21 protein-coding genes are annotated in these 21,571 nt (G+C 62.7%); 8 read left to right on the top strand and 13 right to left on the bottom strand.

The genetic code is table 11. The annotated features are described in order from the left end of the window. Positions 1 to 3: 3 nt before the first annotated feature. The 6 genes from ACYQ4Z_RS10220 to ACYQ4Z_RS10195 are packed head-to-tail and all read right to left on the bottom strand — an operon-like array spanning position 4 to position 6,353. On the bottom strand, positions 4 to 957 hold the full coding sequence (locus ACYQ4Z_RS10220) for a septal ring lytic transglycosylase RlpA family protein (protein ID WP_219972955.1): 954 nt from the start codon (positions 955 to 957) through the stop codon (positions 4 to 6). Continuing rightward, on the bottom strand, positions 954 to 2,084 hold the full coding sequence (gene rodA / locus ACYQ4Z_RS10215; protein ID WP_459860950.1) for a rod shape-determining protein RodA: 1,131 nt from the start codon (positions 2,082 to 2,084) through the stop codon (positions 954 to 956). The genes ACYQ4Z_RS10220 and rodA overlap by 4 nt, the downstream gene beginning before the upstream one ends. Beyond that, positions 2,081 to 3,937: a penicillin-binding protein 2 gene (gene mrdA / locus ACYQ4Z_RS10210; RefSeq protein ID WP_219972953.1), complete on the bottom strand. Its 1,857-nt coding sequence runs from the start codon at positions 3,935 to 3,937 to the stop codon at positions 2,081 to 2,083. Before mrdA ends, rodA begins: the two co-directional genes overlap by 4 nt. Continuing rightward, positions 3,934 to 4,461, bottom strand: coding sequence for a rod shape-determining protein MreD (mreD, locus tag ACYQ4Z_RS10205; RefSeq protein ID WP_119334225.1), 528 nt, complete (start codon positions 4,459 to 4,461; stop codon positions 3,934 to 3,936). The genes mrdA and mreD overlap by 4 nt, the downstream gene beginning before the upstream one ends. Before the next feature lie 6 nt (positions 4,462 to 4,467). Further along, a complete protein-coding gene (mreC, locus tag ACYQ4Z_RS10200) occupies positions 4,468 to 5,316 on the bottom strand; it encodes a rod shape-determining protein MreC (RefSeq protein WP_459860949.1) in 849 nt (282 codons plus the stop codon). After that, complete coding sequence (locus tag ACYQ4Z_RS10195; protein WP_459860948.1) at positions 5,313 to 6,353, bottom strand: rod shape-determining protein; 1,041 nt, start codon at positions 6,351 to 6,353, stop codon at positions 5,313 to 5,315. The genes mreC and ACYQ4Z_RS10195 overlap by 4 nt, the downstream gene beginning before the upstream one ends. A 101-nt stretch (positions 6,354 to 6,454) precedes the next feature. Here ACYQ4Z_RS10195 and gatC point away from each other — a divergent pair, with 101 nt between their 5' ends. The 5 genes from gatC to ACYQ4Z_RS10170 all read left to right on the top strand — a co-directional run bounded on the left by gatC (position 6,455) and on the right by ACYQ4Z_RS10170 (position 12,374). Further along, on the top strand, positions 6,455 to 6,745 hold the full coding sequence (gatC, locus tag ACYQ4Z_RS10190) for an Asp-tRNA(Asn)/Glu-tRNA(Gln) amidotransferase subunit GatC (RefSeq protein WP_219972948.1): 291 nt from the start codon (positions 6,455 to 6,457) through the stop codon (positions 6,743 to 6,745). Next, positions 6,742 to 8,223, top strand: coding sequence for an Asp-tRNA(Asn)/Glu-tRNA(Gln) amidotransferase subunit GatA (gatA, locus tag ACYQ4Z_RS10185; protein ID WP_459860946.1), 1,482 nt, complete (start codon positions 6,742 to 6,744; stop codon positions 8,221 to 8,223). Before gatC ends, gatA begins: the two co-directional genes overlap by 4 nt. A gap of 13 nt (positions 8,224 to 8,236) precedes the next feature. Beyond that, positions 8,237 to 9,697 (top strand): Asp-tRNA(Asn)/Glu-tRNA(Gln) amidotransferase subunit GatB, encoded by a 1,461-nt coding sequence (gene gatB / locus ACYQ4Z_RS10180; RefSeq protein WP_219972944.1) that lies wholly within the window; start codon positions 8,237 to 8,239, stop codon positions 9,695 to 9,697. A gap of 71 nt (positions 9,698 to 9,768) precedes the next feature. Next, the gene (locus ACYQ4Z_RS10175; protein ID WP_219972942.1) at positions 9,769 to 10,824 is read left to right on the top strand and encodes a YeeE/YedE family protein; all 1,056 of its coding nucleotides are present in this window, start codon (positions 9,769 to 9,771) and stop codon (positions 10,822 to 10,824) included. After that, positions 10,821 to 12,374, top strand: a complete 1,554-nt coding sequence (locus ACYQ4Z_RS10170) for a hypothetical protein (RefSeq protein WP_459860944.1) — start codon at positions 10,821 to 10,823, stop codon at positions 12,372 to 12,374. The genes ACYQ4Z_RS10175 and ACYQ4Z_RS10170 overlap by 4 nt, the downstream gene beginning before the upstream one ends. Here the strand turns inward: ACYQ4Z_RS10170 and ACYQ4Z_RS10165 are convergent. Together ACYQ4Z_RS10165 and phoB are read right to left on the bottom strand one after the other, a co-directional pair. Then, a complete protein-coding gene (locus tag ACYQ4Z_RS10165) occupies positions 12,344 to 13,627 on the bottom strand; it encodes a sensor histidine kinase (RefSeq protein ID WP_459860943.1) in 1,284 nt (427 codons plus the stop codon). The two genes, ACYQ4Z_RS10170 and ACYQ4Z_RS10165, sit on opposite strands and share 31 nt — an antisense overlap. Positions 13,628 to 13,630: 3 nt before the next feature. Further along, entirely contained in the window at positions 13,631 to 14,338 is a 708-nt protein-coding gene (gene phoB / locus ACYQ4Z_RS10160; RefSeq protein WP_119335999.1) for a phosphate regulon transcriptional regulator PhoB, read from the bottom strand. Positions 14,339 to 14,460: 122 nt separating this feature from the next. On the opposite strand from phoB, the gene ACYQ4Z_RS10155 reads away from it, so the two are divergent. The 3 genes from ACYQ4Z_RS10155 to ACYQ4Z_RS10145 are packed head-to-tail and all read left to right on the top strand — an operon-like array spanning position 14,461 to position 16,545. Then, positions 14,461 to 14,904, top strand: coding sequence for a gamma-butyrobetaine hydroxylase family protein (locus tag ACYQ4Z_RS10155; protein WP_119334217.1), 444 nt, complete (start codon positions 14,461 to 14,463; stop codon positions 14,902 to 14,904). After that, positions 14,901 to 15,635: a bifunctional demethylmenaquinone methyltransferase/2-methoxy-6-polyprenyl-1,4-benzoquinol methylase UbiE gene (gene ubiE, locus ACYQ4Z_RS10150; protein ID WP_119334216.1), complete on the top strand. Its 735-nt coding sequence runs from the start codon at positions 14,901 to 14,903 to the stop codon at positions 15,633 to 15,635. Before ACYQ4Z_RS10155 ends, ubiE begins: the two co-directional genes overlap by 4 nt. 16 nt (positions 15,636 to 15,651) lie before the next feature. Further along, the gene (locus ACYQ4Z_RS10145; RefSeq protein WP_219972939.1) at positions 15,652 to 16,545 is read left to right on the top strand and encodes a Tim44 domain-containing protein; all 894 of its coding nucleotides are present in this window, start codon (positions 15,652 to 15,654) and stop codon (positions 16,543 to 16,545) included. Between the two features lie 160 nt (positions 16,546 to 16,705). Here the strand turns inward: ACYQ4Z_RS10145 and ACYQ4Z_RS10140 are convergent, their stop codons facing one another. From ACYQ4Z_RS10140 to ACYQ4Z_RS10120, 5 genes are read right to left on the bottom strand one after another with little or no spacing between them, the layout of a single operon-like run. Next, positions 16,706 to 17,143, bottom strand: a complete 438-nt coding sequence (locus ACYQ4Z_RS10140; protein ID WP_119334214.1) for a F0F1 ATP synthase subunit epsilon — start codon at positions 17,141 to 17,143, stop codon at positions 16,706 to 16,708. 15 nt (positions 17,144 to 17,158) lie between these two features. Then, positions 17,159 to 18,556 carry a F0F1 ATP synthase subunit beta gene (gene atpD, locus ACYQ4Z_RS10135; protein ID WP_119334213.1) on the bottom strand — a complete coding sequence of 466 codons (1,398 nt, stop codon included), beginning with the start codon at positions 18,554 to 18,556 and terminating at the stop codon, positions 17,159 to 17,161. A 24-nt stretch (positions 18,557 to 18,580) separates the two neighbouring features. Continuing rightward, positions 18,581 to 19,453, bottom strand: coding sequence for a F0F1 ATP synthase subunit gamma (gene atpG / locus ACYQ4Z_RS10130; protein ID WP_217126104.1), 873 nt, complete (start codon positions 19,451 to 19,453; stop codon positions 18,581 to 18,583). A 25-nt stretch (positions 19,454 to 19,478) separates the two neighbouring features. Next, entirely contained in the window at positions 19,479 to 21,017 is a 1,539-nt protein-coding gene (gene atpA / locus ACYQ4Z_RS10125; RefSeq protein ID WP_219972936.1) for a F0F1 ATP synthase subunit alpha, read from the bottom strand. 9 nt (positions 21,018 to 21,026) lie between these two features. Continuing rightward, entirely contained in the window at positions 21,027 to 21,569 is a 543-nt protein-coding gene (locus ACYQ4Z_RS10120; protein ID WP_119334210.1) for a F0F1 ATP synthase subunit delta, read from the bottom strand. Positions 21,570 to 21,571: the final 2 nt, after the last annotated feature.

The following is a 21,571-nucleotide window of genomic DNA, read 5'->3' as shown; positions in this document are numbered from 1 at the left end:
GGGTCAGGGGTGCGCCCCAAGCGCACGCGCCGAAACGACGAGCGGCGTCCCACCCAGAAAGGCGACGACCTGATCGGCCGCGAGCTGCGCCAGGGTCGCGTCGCGAAACGGGCCTGCCACCACCCGTACGAGTGCGCCCGCGCTGAGCAAACGGACCGGCAAATTCGGTAATTGCACGCGCAAATGGGACGCGAAATTTTCGGCATTTTCCGTTTGCGCAAACGCACCCAATTGCAGGTAGAAAAGCGCGTCGGTGGCGCCCGTTTCCGCTGTCGTTGCTGCGTCAACCGCTACAGCCCCTTCGGCTACCGGGCCTGGTGCCGCAGCGCCCGCTGCGTCGCGCGCCTGCGGACGCGCCACTACCCGCAGCGGTGTGGCTGTCGAAGCCATTTCTGCGGTCGGCGCGGTTTCCGCTGCCGCCTTCGGACGTCCCGCCCCTTTTTGCATCGCGGCGATCTCGTCCGGCAACAGCAACTCGACGCGCACCCGCGCCGTTCCCTGGTTCGCAAACCCCAACGCCTCGGCTGCGGCGTAAGAAAGGTCGATCACCCGGCCTTCGACGAATGGGCCGCGATCATTGACGCGCACGACGACCTGTCGCCCATTCGCCAGGTTCGTCACCCGCGCATAGCTCGGTATCGGTAAGATCTTATGCGCCGCGGTCAGAGTAAACATGTCATATGGCTCGCCGCTTGCGGTCGGTCTGCCGTGGAATTCGCGCCCATACCACGACGCGATCCCCTCCTCCCAATAGGGTTCGAAGTCGGTCATCGGGTAATAGGTACGCCCAAGCACCGTGTAGGGCCGTGCGTTCGCAGGCCGCAACGGTTCGACACGAGGTTCGACGGCAGGGGCATTCACTGCGCCGCGGCGCACGTCGATTTTCACCCGAGGCGAACCGCACGCAGCCAACACCATCGCAGCCGTCACCATCCCAACCAGTCGCACGACATTCATCGTCGTCCTCCGCCACGTAACGGTTCCGCCGCGGCGCTCGCGGTCACCCCCAACATGAGACAGAGACTGACGAGCGCCGTTCCCCCGTAGCTCACGAACGGCAACGGCACCCCGACCACGGGCGCAAGTCCCATCACCATCGCCGCATTGACCCAAGTATAGAGAAAAATCCCTGTGACCGCCGCGCAACCGAAGAGCTGCCCGGACCACAACCCCGAGGAAAGCGCAAGCGAAAACCCTCGAAACAGCAAAATCAAATAACCTGCAAAGAGTCCCGCGACCCCAACGAAGCCCAACTCTTCCGCGATCACCGCGAGGATGAAGTCGGTATGCCGCTCCGGGATGAACGCCAACTGTGACTGCGTCCCATTCCCCAACCCTTTCCCCCATACGCCGCCCGAACCGATCGCGATCGCGGCTTGGATCGTGTGAAACCCTTTACCCAGCGGGTCGCGTTCGGGATCGAGCAACGTGCAGATCCGCCCTTTCTGGTAGTCGTGCAACCCAGGCCACTCGACCTCTGGCGCGCACCAGCGATCGCCGTAATGGAGCAACGCGGCGATCGCGACACTCACCGCGACGACGACCGGCAGAATCAGACGCCAGCTCAACCCGGCGAAAAAGAGCACGCATCCGCCGATCACTCCCACCATGATCGCGGTCCCCAAATCGGGCTGTTTCAAGATGAGCGCGGTGGGCGCCAACACCCAAACGAACGCGACCAGATGGTCCCACCAGCGCAGCATCCCTTGCCGCCAATGGAAATACGCGGCACACAAAAGCGGCACCGCAAGTTTCATCAGTTCCGAAGGTTGGACACGGACAACGCCCAGATCGAGCCACCGCGTCGCCCCTTTCGCGGTCACCCCAACGACCAGCACCAAAACGAGCGCGATCACTCCGCCCAGAAAGAGCAGCGGAGAGACCGCCAACCACCAGCGAAACGGCACCAACGCCGCAACCAAAAAGGCAGTCAACGCCAGCCCCTGATGCAGCCACTGTTCGTCGAGCCGCTCAGGCGAAGCGCTGGTCATCACCCAGTGGGAAAAAGTGAAGAACCCTGCCAGGAAGAGCAGCAAAAAGGGATCCCACCGTCGCAGGAGCGATTGCCACCACGCAGGCCTCATCGTGCGGACTCCCATTCCGGCTTCGGTTCGACGCCGAAGAAGCGGTCGAAGATGATGCGCATCAACGGCGCCGCGACCGCTCCACCATAGCCACCGTGCTCGACGATCAGTGCGGCGACGATTCGCGGTTCTTCTGCTGGCGCAAAGGCGATGAACCACGCATGGTCCTGTTCGTCAGCGTCATCGGGATCGCGTTGCGTCGAAACCACTTGCGCGGTGCCGGTCTTGCCGCCTGCGCGATACGGCGCACCGGCAAATGCCCGCGCCGCGGTTCCTACCCGAACCGCTTCCCGCATCCCCGTAAGCACCGCCTCGACGTTCACCGGATCGAGCGGCACGAAACGCGCGGGCGGCCGAGGTACGGGAATGATGGCACCGGAGCGGCGATCGCGGAAATGGTCGACGACGTGGGGAATCGGTCCCAACCCACCATTGACGAGGATCATCAACGCGTTGGCCATCTGCAGCGGCGTATAGCTGCTGTACCCCTGACCGATCGCCACCGAAACCGTCTCGCCGGTAAACCACTGCTGGTCGCGACGGCGCTTGAAATGGCTGCGCTTCCATTCGCGCGACGGCAACACCCCCGCCGCTTCGTTCGGCAGATCGATCCCGGTCGGGGATCCGAAACCCAAACGGGTCATGAAGGCTGCGATCGCGTCGATTCCCAGATCGACCCCCAACTGGTAGAAATAGACGTTGCACGAATAGGTGAGCGCACGAATGAGGTCGACGCCGCTTTGGCACGCTGATTTGCGGTCGTGCAAGACCTGCTGGCCAATCTGGAACGACCCTTGGTGGTTGAAGCGTTGCCTAACCTGACGCGCCTTCGTTTCCAATCCAAGCAGCGCTAGGAACGGTTTGAAGGTCGACCCGGGCGGATAGGTTCCCCGCAACGCGCGATGGAGCAACGGACGGGCTGGGTCCTCGAGCAGGCGCGTCCACACCTCGTTCGACAATCCGGTCACGAACGCATTGGGGTCGTACGCAGGGGTACTTACCATCGCCAAAACAGCGCCGTCGCGCGGATCGAGCGCGACGAACGCCGCCTGCTTGTCGCGAAGCAACTCATGGACGAACGCCTGGAAATCGACGTCGATCGTCAAGATCGCATCGCGTCCCGGTTGCGCCGGCACCGAAGTGAGCCGCCGCACCGCGCGCCCAGCGGCGTTCACTTCGAGCTGCTCCCACCCCGGCCAACCCACCAGTTCGGATTCGTGGCTCGCCTCGACCCCCTCTTTGCCGATCACCTCCAACCCCCGGTAGCGTCCCAGCGCGTCTTGCGCTTCGATACGCTGCAGGTCGCGTTCGCTGATCCGCCCCAAATAGCCGACGATGTGCGCCATCACCTCGCCGTAGGGATAGTGGCGCATCGAACGGACCGCAACCTGGACACCGGGCAAGCGAAACCCGTTCGCCGCGATTCGGGCGGCTTCGGCGTCGGTGAGACGCCACTTGAGTGGCACGCTTCCCAAGCCGCGCTGTTCGCGCACTTTGCGACGAAACGACCGAATATCGTCGGCATCGATCGCCACAAGCTCAGCGAGCGAATTCAAGGTTGCGTCGAGATCTGGCGTGAGCGCCGGCGTCACTTCCAGCACATAAACCCCTTCGTTACGCGCAAGCGGCTTGCCGTTCCGATCGAAGATTTCGCCGCGCTGCGGCGGGATGGGCACCAAGGCCAGACGGTTGGCCTCAGCAAGCGCCGCGAACCGTTCGTGCTGCGCCACTTGCAGATGGTGCAATCGCCACAATAGGAGCGCAAACCCAGCGAGCATAACCAACGCGGCGACTGCCGCACGCCAGCGGGTTCGGCGCTGAAGTTGATCGAGGGAAGGCGTTTCCAGCGTCATACCCGATGCTTGGGCAACTCCGCACGCCACCGTTGCGGCCACAGCAACAACGCGTACCAGATGGGCCACACGAGTGCCATCCACAGCGGCGACAAGAGATACCCATAAGCAAAAATCCCGTCACCGACCACGAGCCAACGCACCGCCACCTGCACCGCGAGCGCCCCAGCCCACAACCAGACCAAGTGCACCGCTTGGCCAAAGGGGCCGAACCAGAGCACACGACTGCGCCACTTCTGCGCGCCCCACACCACCCAGATCGCGGCGAGCGCCGTCTGTCCCAACACGGCGCCGCGGCCCACGTCGAGCGCGATGCTCACGAGCAGGGTCAAACCGAAGCCCGTCCATGCGGGCGAACGCAACGCCCAAAACGTCAGCGTCATCAACGTCGCTTCGGGACCCCAAACCGTGGTCCAAGGACGGGGGATGAGATCGAGCGCCAACGCGCCCAGGAGCGTCACGATCATCCACGCTCGGCTGGGCGGCGACAGCAGTTCGCGCGAACGGTGGGTCGGCTGTTCCATCGTCGCTTACGGCGCCACCGTTTCGTCGCGCACAAGCACGAGCAACTGCCGCCACTGCGCTCCGGCTTCGAACGGCGTGACGAACACCAGCGGCTCGGCTTGCTCCCGTTCGATACGCGTCACGCGCCCCACAGGTAACCCGACCGGGTAGAGGCCGTCCAACCCCGAGGTCACCACCTCGTCTCCCTCCGCCACCGCCCATTCGCCCAACACGTCACGCAGCTGCAGCTCAGCTTCACCGCGCCCCCACAAAATGCCGCGCATCCCGGTGCGCGCCACGGTGGCCGGGATCCGCATCCGCTCGTGCGTGATCAGCGTCACCTCACTCACCAACGGCTGCACCCGCGTCACCTGACCGACCAACCCCTTCGCCGCAGCGACCGCAAGCCCGGGTCGAATGCCGTGGTTGCTGCCGCGGTCGATCACGATGCGGCGGGAAAAGGGATCGGGCGAATCGTAGAGCACCTGAGCCGGGAGCAAACGGGTTCCGGGCATCGGCGCAAAGCCCAACAACGCACGCAGCCGGTCGTTTTCCCGCCGCGCCGCCGCACCCTCCCAGATTTGCGCCGACAAGATCAGCAACTGGCGGCGCAGTTCGGCGTTCTCTTGTTGCAGCGCGACGACGTCGATCGTCGTCCGCTCCAGCATCTCCCAAACGCGAAACGGCCACTGCCCCGCAGCGACCAACGGCCGCACCAGAACGGAGACGCCATCGCGTAACGGTGTGAGCCAGTCGAAGCGGGCGTCGGCGACCATCACCGCGATCGCGACGAGCGTCGCCAACCACGCACGCGTCGTGAGCGGCAGCGACCGGCGGAACGAAAGGTGCGTCGCGGCCGAATCAGCCACGGTCATTCATGGGTGAAAATCGTATCCAGGAGATCGACCTTTTCGAGCGCCGCACCGCACCCCCGCGCAACGCAGGTGAGCGGATCGTCGGCGACGAAGACCGGCAACCCTGTCTCCTCCTGGATCAAGCGGTTGATGTCTTTGAGGAGCGCGCCACCGCCCGTCAACACGATCCCGCGCTCCGCGATATCGGCACCCAGCTCAGGCGGAGTCTGTTCCAACGCGATCTTCACCGCGGAGACGATCTGATTGAGCGGTTCCTGGATCGCTTCACGCACTTCGTTCGACGAAACCGTAAAAGCACGCGGAATCCCTTCGGCCAAGTTACGCCCCTTCACTTCGATCTCGAGCACCTCGGCGGTCGGAAACGCGGTTCCGATCGCTTTTTTGATCATCTCGGCCGTCGCCTCGCCGATCAACATCCCGTAATTGCGGCGAATGTAATTGACGATCGCATCGTCGAACTTGTCGCCACCGACACGGATCGACCCGGAATAGACCATCCCACCGAGCGCGATCACGCCGACTTCGGTCGTACCCCCGCCGATATCGACGACCATCGAACCGGTGGGCTCGGCAACCGGCAACCCTGCGCCGATCGCCGCGGCCATCGGCTCTTCGATCAGATAGACCTTGCTGGCGCCAGCAGCAAGCGCCGCGTCACGAATCGCACGCCGCTCCACCTGCGTCGACCCGCACGGCACACAGATGATGATGCGCGGCGACGGTGCAATCAATTTCGACGCATGGACCTTTTTGATGAACTGTTTGATCATCTGCTCGGTGACGACGAAATCGGCGATCACGCCGTCCTTCATCGGTCGGATCGCCTCCAAATTGCCGGGCGTCTTACCGAGCATCTCTTTCGCAGTCTTACCGACCGCCTGGATCGTTTTCTTCCCGGTGCTGGCATCGACACGTATCGCCACCACGGACGGCTCGTCGAGCACGATGCCGCGGCCGCGCATATAGATCAACGTGTTGGCTGTGCCCAGATCGATCGCCAGGTCGTTGGAGAACCACGAACGCAAAAAGCCAAACATACGAATTCCTCGAACGAGAAGAAGCACCGATCGTGCTTCGCAAATGCCCATGCGATATGATACCCTACCGCGTTTCCGATTGTGACGACACGGTTCGAACCATGGCGTTTACCACCGAAGCGATTCACCGTTTGGCCGCGCTGGCGCGGCTTGCGCTTTCTGATGCCGAAGCCGAACAGATGGCGCACGAACTCGACGGCGTCTTCGCGCTGCTCGATCGGTTACAAGCAGCACCGACCGACGGAGTCGAGCCGCTCGCGCACCCATTGGAGCTCACGCAACGGCTGCGTGACGACGCCGTCACCGAACCCGACCGGCGCGACGCGCTGATGGCATTGGCCCCGCTTGCCGAAAACGGCCTCTACCTGGTTCCCAAGGTCATCGAATCATGAATGCGCAGCACCCCCTTACCATCAGCCAATTGCGCCGCGCCTTCGCCGAAGGGAAAACCACTCCCGAAGCGGTGGCGCGCGCAGCCTGCGAACGTGCGCACGCATTGCAGCCTACCCTCAACGCCTTCATCACGATCGCCGACGACGCGACGCTCGCCGCACGGCTGACCGAACTCGCTGGCGCATCCCAGGCCTCCGGGCCTCTTGCCGGGATCCCGATCGCGCACAAAGACCTCTTTTGTACCACGGAATTCCCAACCACCGCGGCGTCGAAAATGCTCGACGGTTACCACTCACCGTTCGATGCAACGGTCGTTACGCGTCTCAAAGCGGCGGGAACCGTGACGGTCGGCAAAACGAACCTCGACGAATTCGCGATGGGTTCGGCAAACGCGCACAGTTATTTTGGTCCGTGCCGCAACCCGTGGGCAACCGACCGCGTCCCGGGCGGTTCGTCAGGTGGCTCGGCCGCAGCGGTCGCGGCCGGGATCGCCCCCGCGGCGACGGGAACCGACACCGGCGGGAGCGTGCGCCAACCCGCAGCGCACTGCGGCGTGACCGGACTGAAACCGACGTACGGTCTGGTGAGCCGCTGGGGGATGATCGCCTACGCCTCCTCGTTCGACCAAGCCGGAGTCTTTGCCCGCACCGCCGAAGATTGCGCGCTGCTTTTGCACACGATCGCCGGGTTCGATCCCCTCGACTCCACCTCGGCGGCCGTCGACGTTCCCGACTACGCTGCGGCACTTGCCGCGATCGCTACAGACCGGCCACTCGCTGGCTGGCGCATCGGCGTTGCGCAATCGTTCTTGGCTGCCGATGGGCTCCAACCCGAAGTTCGCGACGCGGTCCTTGCCGCAGCGCGCCGCTATGAGCAGCTCGGCGCAACGCTCGTCGACATCCGTCTCCCCCAAGCCGAACTGGCGATTCCCGCCTACTACGTCCTGGCGCCTGCGGAGGCGTCGAGCAACCTTGCGCGCTACGACGGTGTCCGGTATGGCTACCGCACCGCGCACTACGACGACCTTTTCGAAATGTACACCCGCACCCGTGCCGAAGGGTTCGGCTGGGAGGTGAAGCGGCGTATCCTCATGGGCACCTACGTGCTCTCTGCCGGCTACTACGACGCCTACACCCGCAAAGCGCAGCAGGTGCGGCGGCTGATCACCGACGACTACCGCAACGCGTTTGCCGCGTGCGACCTCATCCTCACACCGGTAACCCCCACCACCGCGTGGCGGGTGGGTGAAAAGAGCGACCCGGTAGAAGAGTACCTGGCCGACGTGTTCACCATTGGCGTCAATTTGGCCGGTTTGCCAGCGATCGCCCATCCCTGCGGGTTCGACGGAGCGGGCTTGCCGATCGGCGCGCAACTCATCGCCCCCCATTTCGGCGAAGCGAAACTGCTCGCCGCGGTCCATGCCTACCAGAACGCAACCGATTGGCACCGCGCGCTGCCCCCGGTTGCCGCGTGCTGAAGGAGCGAAAGCGATGAGCATGAATCGTTACGAAGCGGTGATCGGACTCGAAATTCACACGCAACTCACCACGCGCAGCAAGATCTTTTCCGGAGCGGCAACCGCGTTTGGCGCCGAACCCAACCGGCAGGTGAGCTGGATCGACGCGGCGTTGCCCGGTACCCTTCCGGTACTCAACCGCGAAGCGGTGGCGTGCGCGATCCGCTTCGGCCTCGCGGTAAACGGGACCATTGCGCCGCGTAGCGTTTTCGCACGCAAAAACTACTTTTACCCCGACCTGCCCAAAGGGTATCAGATCAGCCAGTACGAACTGCCGGTGGTCTCTGGCGGTGCCCTCACCATCCGAGTGGGGGACGGAGCGAACGCTTACCAGAAAACGGTGCACCTCACCCGCGCCCACCTGGAAGAGGACGCGGGCAAGAGCCTGCACGAAGACTTCCATGGCATGAGCGGCATCGACCTCAACCGTGCCGGCACGCCGCTCCTCGAGATCGTCTCCGAACCGGAGATGAACAGCGCCGCAGAGGCGGTCGCGTACGCCAAAGCGCTCCACGCGCTGGTGCGCTGGATCGGCATCTGCGACGGCAACATGCAAGAAGGGTCGTTCCGGGTCGACGCCAACGTCTCGGTCCGCCCACGCGGTGAGACCAAGCTGGGCACGCGGCGCGAAATCAAGAACCTCAACTCGTTCCGCTTCCTCTACCAAGCGATCGAATATGAGATCGCCTGGCAAATCGACGAATTGGAATCGGGCCGCCCGATCGAACAGGCCACCGTCCTCTTCGACCCGGCGAAAGGGGAGACGCGGGTGATGCGCACTAAGGAAGAGGCGCACGACTACCGCTACTTCCCCGACCCCGATCTGCTACCACTCGTGATCCCTGCCGAATGGATCGAACGCGAACGCGCGGCACTACCGGAACTCCCCCAGGCGCTTGCCGAACGGTTCGAAACCGCCTACTGCCTCTCGGCGCACGACGCGGCGCTCATCGTCAGCGACAAGGCGCTCGCCGACTTCTTCGTCGCCACCGTCGAAGCAGCGGGGTCTGCGCTCGCCAAACCGTGCGCCAACTGGCTTTTGGTCGAAGTGCTCGGGCGGCTCAACAAAGAGGAGCGGTCGATCGAAAGCGCCCCCGTGACCCCCCACCAGCTCGCGGCGTTGGTCGCGCGCGTTGCCGACGGCACCCTCTCCTCCACCGGGGGCAAGCAACTCTTGGCCGCGTGGTGGGCCGGTGACGCCCGCTCAGCGGACGAACTGATCGACGCGCTGGCGCTGCGCCAGGTCAATGACACGGCGCTCCTCGAACAGCTCGTCGCGGAAGCGATCGCCGCGAATCCGAAATCGGTTGCCGAATACCGTTCGGGGAAAGAAAAAGCGCTCAACGCGATCGTCGGCGCGGTGATGAAAGCCTCCAAAGGCAAGGCCAACCCGAAGCAGGTCACCGAATTGATCCGCCGTGCATTGGCATCTTAACGTTTTATTTTATTCTACTTCAACATATTCGTATGCGATAATGGCGACCTCTTCCGTCGGAAGGTGTCGCCATGTGGGCTTGGCTCGTCGACCGCTTCGAAACCCCGTATCTCCTCGCCACACTCGGTGCGCTCATCGGGCTCGCATTCGGCTACTTTGGCCAACGTTCTCGATTCTGCCTGCGCGCTGCAACGATCGAATTCGCCGAACGGCAATGGGGACAGCGCACCACGGTCTGGCTCATCACCTTCTCGGTTGCGGTGATGGGGACGCAGCTCGCGATTGCTTCGGGCTGGTTCGACACCGCGAACGTTCGGCAGCTGGCCAGCGTCGGCAGCCTCTCCGGCGCGATCCTGGGCGGGCTGATGTTCGGCACCGGGATGATCCTCACCCGTGGCTGTGCGTCGCGCATGCTGATCCTCGCGGGAACCGGCAACCTACGGTCGCTCCTTTCCGGGCTCGTCTTTGCAGTCACCGCGCAAGCGGCAACCGGCGGAATCCTCGCTCCGTTTCGCGAATGGTTGAACGCGCTCTGGACGATCCCAGGCGGCACTGCGCGCGACCTGTTGGCGATTTTGGGTTGGGGGCGCCCCTTTGCGATCGCGTTCGCTGGCGTTTGGCTCGTTGCAGCGATCCTCTGGGCAATTCGTTCGCGGCTACCCCGCGCCCAAATCGGACATGCGATCGGCGCCGGTGCGGTAATCGTCGTCGCGTGGATCGCCACCTACCAACTCTCGCTGGTTTCGTTCGACCCGGTTCCGGTGCGCAGCCTCACCTTCACCTCGCCTTCGGCGAATGTCCTGATGACCGTTCTGGCTACCGCCACCGTGCCCCTGGACTTCGATTTTTTCTTCATTCCAGCCGTACTCCTTGGCGCTTTTTTGGCCGCATGGCACAATCGTGAACTCGAGCTCCAAGGGTTTCAGGGCGGGCACGCGATGAAGCGGTATCTCGCTGGTGCCGTATTGATGGGCTTCGGCGGCATTCTGGCCGGCGGCTGTGCGGTAGGCGCAGGCGTTACCGGCGCGTCGCTCTTTTCCCTCACCTCGTGGCTCACTCTGTTGGCGATGTGGGTCGGCGGGATCGTCACCCATCGGCTGGTCGACGGAACGATGCGAGCCACTTGACGATGTGGGATGCAACGCGTTTTCAAGAGACGCTCAAAAGCGAATTGACCGCGGCGCACGATGGCGCGGAAATCGAGCGGTTGGTGCATCGCCACGCCACCCAGTTGCTGCGCACGCTTGCGGCAGAGCGGCACCGTCCGGCATCCCCAGACGACGAACCCGCCTGGGGGGAATTGCTCGAAACCGTCGATATTCTGCGCAGCCACGCCCACACGCTCACCCGGAACGACCCTGAGCGGTTTTGGGCGCTCTGGTCCGTGTTGCTCGTGCTCTATGCGACCGTGGCACAGCGCCTTTCGAACCACACCCGGTACCGAACCCATTTGGCCGTTGCGTTCGCCCGAATGGGGTGGTTACTCCAGCAAGCCTTCGATTGGTTCTGGCAGCGCGCCCACGCGATCCCCGAAGCGCTGTGGAATGCGCTCTATCGCCTCTATACTGCGGCAAGCGAGCGTCGGGTCGTGTGGAAACGGGTCGAAGACCCCCTCACCCGCGACGGCAAGACGTCACCGCATGAGCAGGTCGCCGCGGTGCTTGCCACCTTTCTCGTCGATCCCGCGCGCACCCCGCCGCCGCAGCTTGCCGCGTTCCGCGAACTGATCGAGACCCACGCGGCTTATCTCCAAATCGTACCCAAGAGCTGGCTTGCTCCAGACGATAAGACCCACCGCTATGGTTTTTCCCTCCACAGTTGGGCACCGCCGCGACTGCCTGGTGACGCCACCGAACAGGATCTGTGGCTCCTCGATTGCGAAGCCATGCTCCACCAACTCCAACAACAAGAGGAAGGAGCAGCTGCGCACACCGAACCAGACCGCATCGAAGCCCAAAACGTGCGGGAAACCCTGTATCGACTGCTGGCACAGCCCCCCAAGGTGCGTTCGCAAAGACGCGAATCCGGTGCGCTCGAGCCAGCGCGCCTGATTCAGGGGTGGGACGCAATCTACACTGCAGTCGCAGGCCGTCCGTTCGAATACCAACCCGGATCGGAGCGCTCCCCGTACCTCCGCACCCAGCGGATCGCGCTTTTTGTCGATGGTTTGGGCAACGTCAGCGATGCGAACGACGAGGAACACAACCTTTTGCGCGTCTGGGACAAAAGCGCCGAGGGTTGGCAGTTGATCCAACCGCTTTCGGTCGCTCGAATCACTGCGGATACGTTCGTCCCGCAACAGTTGGTCGCATTACAAACCACCAGCCCCAGTCTGGACGCGAAACGCTGGGTACTTGCGCGTATCCGGTGGCGTTCTCAGACGGAGAACGCTTTCCACATTGGCATCCAACGGTTCACGTACGATCGCGTGATCCCCCTTGCCGCAAGACCCCTCAGCCCCATCGGTACCGACCCCCTTCCCTGGTCGCCCGCGTTTCTGCTGATTCGCTCACGGGACGCGCTCGACCCGTGGGAGACGCTCATCGTTCCGGTGCAAGACGAACCCTTCCCCAAACAGTGGGAACTTCACCTCAACAAGGAAGAGCGGTTGATCTTGGTGGAAGAGCGGCTCGAAGTCGGTTACGACTACTGCTGGTTCTCGTTCCGCTCATTGTGAGCAACGGTCGTGACGCGCCAGCGCGGGCGTGGGAAATCGAGACGAAAACAGCTTCCTTTGCCCACTTCGCTCGTGATCGCCAAGCGCGCACCGTGTCGTTCGGCGACATGCTGGACGATCGCCAACCCCAGACCGGTTCCGCCGCTTGCGCGGGAGCGTGCCCGGTCGACCCGGTAGAACCGTTCGGTGAGCCGCGGTAGATGTTCTTTGGGAATCCCGATCCCTGTGTCCTCGACCCAAAGGGCCAAGGCATCCCTGTGCGCCGTCACGCCGATGGTCACCCTCCCGGGCGCGGGGGTATACCGTATCGCGTTGCTCACCAAATTGCGTAATGCCGTTGCCAACTCCGCCTCGTCGCCGTGTAATTGCGCCGTGGCGAGCGGTTCCGGTAACGCAACCGTGACGGTGAGCCCTTCAGGCGCCAACGTCCACGCCAACTCGGCTGCTTCGTCGATCAGCGCCGCCACTGAAATCCACTCGAACGCAGGCGGCGCGCCGCTTTCCAGTTCTGCGAGCTGCAGCAGATCGCGCACCAGGCGCAACATCCGTTTCGCTTCCCGCTCGCACTGGGCGATGAGTTCGCTGCGTTGTGCTGGTTCCGACGGAAAATCGCGCTCGGCAAGCGTCTCCAAACCGCCGATCAACACCGTCAGCGGGGTCCGCAGCTCGTGCGAAACGTTTGAGACGAAATCGCGGCGCATCGCAGCAACGCGCTGGCGTTCCGTCGCATCCTCGATCCACAAGAGGCCGCTTTCCGGCGTATCCGTATGGGCGAACCAGTAGAGCCGCCATTCGAAGGTGCGTTGCCCAATCTGGACCGTTTTCGTCACGCCGTTGGCACCGGCACGCACCGCTTCTGACCAACAGGTCGTGTCGGGCAAAAACCAGACCACCGGTTGCCCCAAGTGGCGCGCTGGCCGCAGCGCCAACCAAGTACATGCGGTCTGATTCGCCCACTGCACCATGCCCGCCCGTACCCAAACGATCGCAACGGGCACGTCGGACAAGAGCGCCAGCAACTGCGACAAGTCGTTCGCTTGCTGCGCACGATCGCGCTGCGACGCCGCCTGCTCCGCCTCGGCGCGCGCCAACGCCGTCTCTACCTCATGGCAACGGCGCTGCGCTTGCCACCATCCCCAACCCGCTACAGCCGCAACCGCGATCGCCGCACCCGTGCTGCCAGCGACGACGCTCGCCACACCAACCCCGATCGCGCCGAGCACCAGGCCGAAACGTTCGTGACGCGGGCGCATCGTTCACAGCGGTTCGAGGGGGATCGCGGTGATGCGGTAACCTGCGCCGCGAACCGTCTCGATCATGCCGTCGGCCTTGAGGGGCCGCAACGCCAAGCGCAACCTCCGGACATGGACATCCACGGTACGCTCTTCGATGAACGCATCGTCGCCCCAGACGCGATCGAGCAGCGTGGCGCGATCCCATACCCGTTCCGGATGGGTCACGAAAAAATGCAACAGCCGGAATTCGGTCGGTCCCAGCGTCTGCTCCGCACCGGCGCGGCGGACGACACGGCGATCGGGCACCAGTTCAAGCCCGCCGAACGCAACCGGTCCGGCTTCCGGCTCCGGCTGCCGCCGCCGCAACACCGCACGGATCCGCGCCAGCAGTTCCCGCGGCGAGAACGGTTTGGTGACATAATCGTCGGCCCCCCCTTCGAGCCCGCGCACCTTGTCGGCTTCCGCAGCGCGAGCCGTCAGCATCACCACGGGAATCTGCCGTGTACGGTCGTTGTGGCGCAACCGCTCGAGCAACGTGATCCCCGAGACGTCGGGCAACATCCAGTCGATCACCGCAATATCGGGCAACAGTTCGTCCAACCAGCGTAGCGCCGTACGCACGTCTGGCGCTTCCAGCACCCGAAAACCCGCGTTCTCCAGGTGCAACACCAGGAGCGAACGGATCGCGGCATCGTCTTCAACGAGCAATATCGTTCGTGTTTGGCTCATCGCTGCGATCATAATCGAATGAGATGACAGTTTTGTGACAAAGGCGTGGCGATCGCGCCCCCCTGCCCACGCGCGATTCATGGTAAGCTAAACGATTGTCTGAGCCATCTTTCGTGCGCACCATGAATCTCGACCCTCGTCATGTTCCCGAATCGGTGGTTTACCACCAACGGCGCAACCAGCTCGAAATCACGTTCGCCGATGGCGCCACGTTCACGTTCGACCCCGAATATCTGCGGGTGTTCAGCCCGTCTGCCGAAGTCCAAGGTCACGGCCCCGGTCAATCCGTATTGCAGACCGGCAAAAAAGGGGTGCGAATCGATCGGCTGACCCCTTCAGGTCATTATGCCCTTCAGATCGCATTTTCGGACGGTCATGACAGCGGCATTTACACTTGGACCTATCTGCGCGAACTCGGCGAAACCTATGCAGCGCGGTGGGCCGACTACCTCGCCCAACTGCAAGCGGCTGGCGCGAGCCGTGAACCGACTTCCCATACCAACACCGAAGCAAGCCGCCTTTCGGATGCCGCGTGTGGGTGCGGGCAAGGAGGGTGTGCGCGATGAGCGAGCAAGCCGACTTCGGGTTCCGCCAGGTTCCCGCACCAGAAAAGAAACGGTTGGTCGGGCAAGTCTTCGATTCGGTCGCCGACAAATACGACGTGATGAACGATCTGATGTCGGCAGGGCTCCACCGTCTTTGGAAGCACTACACGATCGCCACCTCGGGCGTGCGCCCTGGTCACCGGGTATTGGATATCGCTTCGGGCACCGGGGATCTCGCGTTGGCGTTCGCGCGGCGCGTCGGACCCACCGGCCAGGTGTGGATGACCGACATCAACCACGCGATGCTTGTGCGCGGCAAAACGCGCCTCCTCGAAACAGGCGTCATTCCTGCGTTTGCCCAGTGCGACGCGGAGCAACTCCCCTTTCCCAGCGACACGTTCGACTGCGTTTCAGTCGCGTTCGGCTTGCGCAACATGACCCACAAAGAGGCAGCACTTGCCGAAATGCTGCGCGTGCTCAAACCGGGCGGACGCCTGTTGGTTCTGGAATTCTCTCGCGTCTGGGCGCCGCTCTCCCCGCTTTATGACTGGTACTCCTTTCAGGTGCTGCCGCGGCTCGGCAAAATCGTCGCGAACGACGCCGAGAGTTACCGCTATCTCGCGGAATCGATTCGGGTACACCCCGATCAGGAGACGCTCCGTCAGATGATGGAACGCGTCGGCTTCGTCGCGGTCCAATACCACAACCTGACCGCTGGGGTGGTTGCACTCCATCGCGGCTTCAAACCGTAACAGGAGGATTTCGCCGATGACCTATGCGCATCGCATGGCACGATTGGTTTTGACCGCTTTCGTTGCGTGTGCCACGTTGTTCCTGACCGCCTGGCCGGACGACGCCGAAGCGCGCCGCCTGGGTGGTGGGCGCAGCTTCGGTATCCAGCGCCAGATCACCCCACCACCGCGCCCCGCTCAAATCGCGCCAGCGCCCAAACCGGCAACCCCTGGCGCAACGCCCCAAACCACACCGCGCCGTTCCTCGTGGTTGGGACCACTCGGCGGTCTCGCGGCGGGGCTCGGCCTGGCGTGGCTCTTTTCTTCCCTCGGTTTGAGCGACGAATTCGGTTCGCTGCTCCTGATCGCGCTCTTTGCAGGCGGCCTCTTTTGGCTCTTCCGCCGGTGGCAATCGCCGCAGATGCGCCCAGCGGAGACTGCGGCTGGCGCATCGCCCCAGGCGACGTGGCGTACCGCCGATCGCAACTCGTGGCCATCTAACTCATGGCCATCTGCTGCTGCCGGGCACGCTGCGCAAGCCGCAGGGGATGCCGATACCACCAACCCCCTTCGTGCTCAGCTCGACGAAACGGCGTTCCTGCAGGAAGCGAAACGGCAGTTCGTCGCGCTGCAAGCAGCACACGACGCGCAAGATTGGGCAGCGATCGCGCGTCTGGTCACCCCGCAACTGCTCGCGGAACTCCAGGCGAACCCAACCTGGGAGCCCAGCCAACAGACCGATGTGGTGCAACTCTCCGCGGAACTCCTCGACCTGACCGACGAAGGGGACCACTATCTGGCTACGGTACGCTTCAGCGGGTTGATCCGAGAAACGCCATCGACGCCGCCCGCGTCGTTCGCCGAGCTCTGGCACCTGGTCAAACCGAAGTCGGGTGGCGGTTGGAAAGTTGCGGGGATTCAACCGGCGTAAAGCCGTCGTAGTGTCAATCGATCTGCTGTTTGCTACCGTCTCGAACTCCTAGGCGCCTCCTTTATCTGCGTGCCACGATTGTTACGCGACAAAAAAAGCCCGAGGGTGCGGCAACACACCCTCGGGCTCTTCGCGAATTACGCGATTCGGGTTCGGTTGGTTATGCGCCACCCACGCGGTGTTTGAGCTTTTTCATCCGCTCGATCGCCTGGAGCTGCGCCACCGCTTCGGCGAGTTCGGCTTGCGCTTTCGCGTAGTCGATCGCCGCGTTGCGGTTTTGCAGTGCCTCCTCGGCGCGGCGCTTCGCTTCGATTGCGCGCGCTTCGTCCAGGTCGGCACCGCGCACTGCGGTATCGGCCAACACCGTCACCAAGTTGGGTTGCACCTCGAGAATGCCGCCCGAAACGAAGATGATCTCTTCGCCATGGTCCGGCGTCTTGACCCGAACGGTCCCCGGGCGGATTCGCGTCAGCAACGGCGCATGACCTGGTAATACGCCCAGTTCGCCCGCTTCTCCGGGCAGAACCACCATTTCGGCAAGCCCGGAGAAGAGCTCTTCTTCCGCGCTCACCACATCGACATGTACGGTCATCGCCATGACACCACCCCTTGTTTATTGGACCTTCTTGGCTTTTTCGAATGCCTCGTCGATCGTCCCGACCATGTAGAAGGCCTGTTCGGGCAGGTGGTCGCACTCGCCTTCGACGATCATCTTGAAGCCGCGGATCGTCTCCTTGAGCGGAACGTATTTGCCCGGCGTCCCGGTAAACACCTCGGCGACGTGGAACGGCTGCGACAAGAAGCGCTGGATCTTCCGCGCACGGGCCACCGTCAGTTTGTCTTCCGGTGAAAGCTCGTCCATCCCCAGGATCGCGATGATGTCGCGCAACTCTTTGTAGCGCTGCAACGTGGCCTGCACTTTACGCGCCACGGTGTAGTGCTCCTCACCGACGATCAGCGGATCGAGCTGACGGCTGGTGGAATCGAGCGGGTCGACCGCAGGGTAGATCCCGAGTGCCGCGATATCACGCGACAACACGACGGTGGAGTCGAGGTGCAAGAAGGTGGTTGCCGGAGACGGGTCGGTCAGGTCGTCCGCCGGAACGTAAACCGCTTGGATCGAGGTAATCGAGCCGACTTTCGTCGATGTGATCCGCTCTTGCAATTTACCCATCTCTTCGGCGAGCGTCGGCTGATAACCCACCGCCGACGGCATCCGGCCAAGGAGCGCCGACACTTCGGTACCCGCAAGCGTGTAGCGGTAGATGTTGTCGACGAAGAAGAGAATGTCGCGCCCTTCGTCGCGGAAGCGTTCGGCCATCGTCAGACCAGTTAGCGCCACGCGCAGACGGTTTCCGGGCGGCTCGTTCATCTGGCCGAAGACCATCGCGACCTTGTCGAGAACGTTCGACTCCTTCATTTCGTGGTAGAAGTCGTTCCCTTCCCGGGTACGCTCACCGACGCCCGCAAACACCGAAAGACCGGAGTGCTGCTTCGCGATGTTGTTGATGAGCTCCATCATATTGACGGTTTTGCCCACCCCGGCACCGCCGAAGAGACCGACCTTACCCCCTTTCGCAAACGGGCAGATGAGGTCGATCACCTTGATCCCGGTCTCCAAGAGCTCGACCGACGGCGAAAGCTCGTCGAACTTCGGCGCTTTCTGGTGGATCGAGCGGTATTCGTCGGTTTGGATGGGACCCGCTTCGTCGATGGGACGCCCGAGCACGTCCATGATGCGGCCGAGCGTGCCATGACCGACGGGAACGCTGATCGGTGCCCCCGTCGATTCGACTTTCATCCCACGGCGCAGCCCGTCGGAAGCGCCCAGCGCGATCGTGCGCACGACACCGTCACCCAACTGCTGCTGCACCTCGAACGTGAGCCCTTTCTCGACGAAATCGTTTTCGTCGACGAGTTTCAGCGCTTCGTAGATTTTTGGCATCTGGTCGCGCGGGAATTGAATGTCGATCACCGCGCCGATACACTGTACGATCGTACCTGTTGCCATCGTTCTATCCTTTTCAGAGAGTCCTCAACTGACCGCGGCTGCCCCGCCGACGATTTCGGCGAGCTCTTTGGTGATCGCCGCTTGACGCGACTTGTTGTACACCAGCTGCAGCTCTTTGATCACGTTCGTCGCATTGTCGGACGCCGCTTTCATCGCAACCATCCGCGCGCTTTGCTCCGACGCCATATTTTCGGCGACCGCCTGATAGACGAGCGCTTCGATGTAGCGACGAAGCAGTTCGTCCACCACGACTTCGGCTTCCGGCTCGTAAATGTAGTCCCAGTTGTGTTCGGGCACGTCGAGCCGATCTCCCGAAAGCGGCAACAGTTGCTCGATCACCGGTTCCTGTTTCATCGTGTTGATGAAACGGGTATAGGCGATAGAGACGCGATCGAGTTCACCCGCTTCGAACGCGTCGAGCAACACCTTGGTCGGACCGATCAGGACGTCGAGGTGGGGCGTATCCCCCAAATGGGTTCGTTCAGCGACCACCTTCGCGCCAATGCGTTGCATGAAGCCAAGGCCCTTATTGCCGATTGCGACGACCTGGATCTCCTTGACCCCATCCTGCTCCCACCGCTTCATTTCGTTGAGCGTTGCGCGCAGGATGTTGGTGTTGAGTGCGCCACAGAGCCCTTTGTCGGTCGTGACCACGATCAATCCCACCCGTTCGACCCGTTCGGATTCCTGCATGAACGGGTGGCGGTACTCCGACGCGGTGGCATGCGACAAGTGCCCCGCCAAGCGGCGGATCCGCTCGGCGTACGGGCGCGCTTGCCGCATCCGCTCCTGGGCTTTGCGCATTTTCGACGCGGCGACCATTTCCATGGCTTTGGTGATCTTGCGCGTGTTCTGCACGCTCTTGATCTTGCCGCGGATCTCTTTACTTCCGGCCATGTTCGCTCCTTGGCGTCACGCCCGTTCAGACCCAGGTTTTCATGAAAGCCGCAATTTCCTCGAGGATCTTCGCCTGATCTTCGTCGGAGAGGTTCCCCGTTTCGATGATCGATTTCATCACTTCGGGGAATTTGCTCTCGATGTGCTGGTGCAGCGCCTGTTCGCACGCCAAAACCTGTTCGACCGGAATCGCGTCGAAGTAGCCGTTGTTCACCGCCAAGAGCGACACGGTCATCTGCGCGATGTTCATCGGCGAGTATTGCGGCTGCTTCAAGAGCTCGGTGACGCGACGTCCCCGTTCGAGCTGTTTGCGGGTGGCTTCATCGAGGTCCGATGCAAATTGCGCAAAGGCCGCCAATTCCCGATACTGCGCGAGGTCGGTTCGAATACCACCGGAGAGTTTCTTGATGATCTTGGTCTGCGCTGCACCCCCGACGCGCGACACCGAAATCCCCGGGTTCACCGCCGGGCGGATACCGGCGTTGAAGAGGTCGGTTTCAAGGAAGATCTGCCCGTCGGTAATCGAGATCACGTTCGTCGGAACGAACGCCGAGACGTCACCCGCTTGCGTCTCGATGATGGGGAGCGCGGTGAGCGACCCGGTCTTGCCTTTCACTTCCCCGTTGGTGAAGCGCTCGACGTATTCTTCATTGACGCGCGCTGCGCGCTCGAGCAAACGGGAGTGGAGGTAGAAGACGTCACCCGGATAAGCCTCACGCCCCGGTGGACGGCGCAGCAGCAGCGAAATTTGACGGTACGCCCACGCCTGTTTGGTCAGGTCGTCGTAGATGATGAGTGCGTCCATCCCGCGATCGCGGAAATATTCGCCCATCGTACAGCCGGCGTACGGTGCCAGGTATTGCATCGCCGCCGACTCCGACGCCGATGCCGCGACGACGATGGTATATTCCATCGCGCCATGCTCTTCGAGCTTGCGCACTACGTTCGCGATGGTCGAGGCTTTCTGACCGACCGCGACGTAGATACAGAACATATTCTGACCTTTTTGGTTGATGATCGTATCGACCGCGACGGCCGTTTTACCGGTTTGCCGGTCACCGATGATCAATTCCCGCTGGCCGCGACCGATCGGGATCATGGTGTCGACCGCTTTGAGACCGGTCTGCACCGGCTGCGAGACCGATTTGCGCCAGATCACGCCTGGCGCGACCTTTTCGATCTTGTCGGTCCGTTTCGCCTCGATCGGACCTTTGCCGTCGATCGGCTGTCCCAGGGCGTTGACCACGCGGCCAAGGAGTTCGGGACCGACCGGCACTTCCAGGATGCGGCCAGTTGCTTTGACGGTATCCCCTTCGGAGATGTGTTCGTAGTCACCCAGGATCACCGCGCCGACCGAATCACGCTCGAGGTTGAGCGCCAGACCGTAGGTGTTCCCAGGAAATTCGAGCATTTCCCCTTGCATCGTACCGGTGAGCCCGTGAATGCGTGCGATGCCGTCCGCCACCGAAACGATCACCCCTTCGTTTTGAACGGCAGCCGACAATTCGAGATTTTTGATCCGGCTCTTGATCAGATCACTGATTTCAGACGGACTGAGTTGCATGGATCACTCCTAAATTTTGAGCGCTGCGGCCATCTTCGCAAGCTTGCTGCGCACGGACGCGTCGATTACGTCGTCGCCCACTGCGATCTTCACGCCACCGATGAGTTCGGGGTCGACCCGCACTTCGATTTCGACCGGCTTGCCATAGTGGGCTTCGAGATCGGACTGGATCTGCTTTTGTTGCGCGTCGGTCAATTCGAATGCGCTGGTGACGACGGCGTGTAACCGCCCTTCGAACGCCAAGCGCTTCGCTTCGAATTGTTCGACGATCGACCCGACTACGGCGACGCGATCGTTTTCGACCAACAGCCGGACGAAATTCGCGAACCCTTCCGGCAGCGGCGCCGCTTTTTCCACGAGCACCGTGATCAGATCCGATTTGGCGGCATCATCGACGCGCGGATCGGCCAAAGCGGCCCGGACGGTATCGACCGCGACCACTTCAGCGAGCGCATGCATTGCTTGCGACCAGGGACCGAGCGCATCGGCCTCCTTCGCCAAAGCGAACGCTGCTTCGGCGTAGGGGCGAGCGATGGTTGCGGTCTCGGCCATGG

Source organism: Hydrogenophilus hirschii, from assembly GCF_054656675.1.
This window is presented reverse-complemented; position numbering and strand designations above follow the sequence as displayed.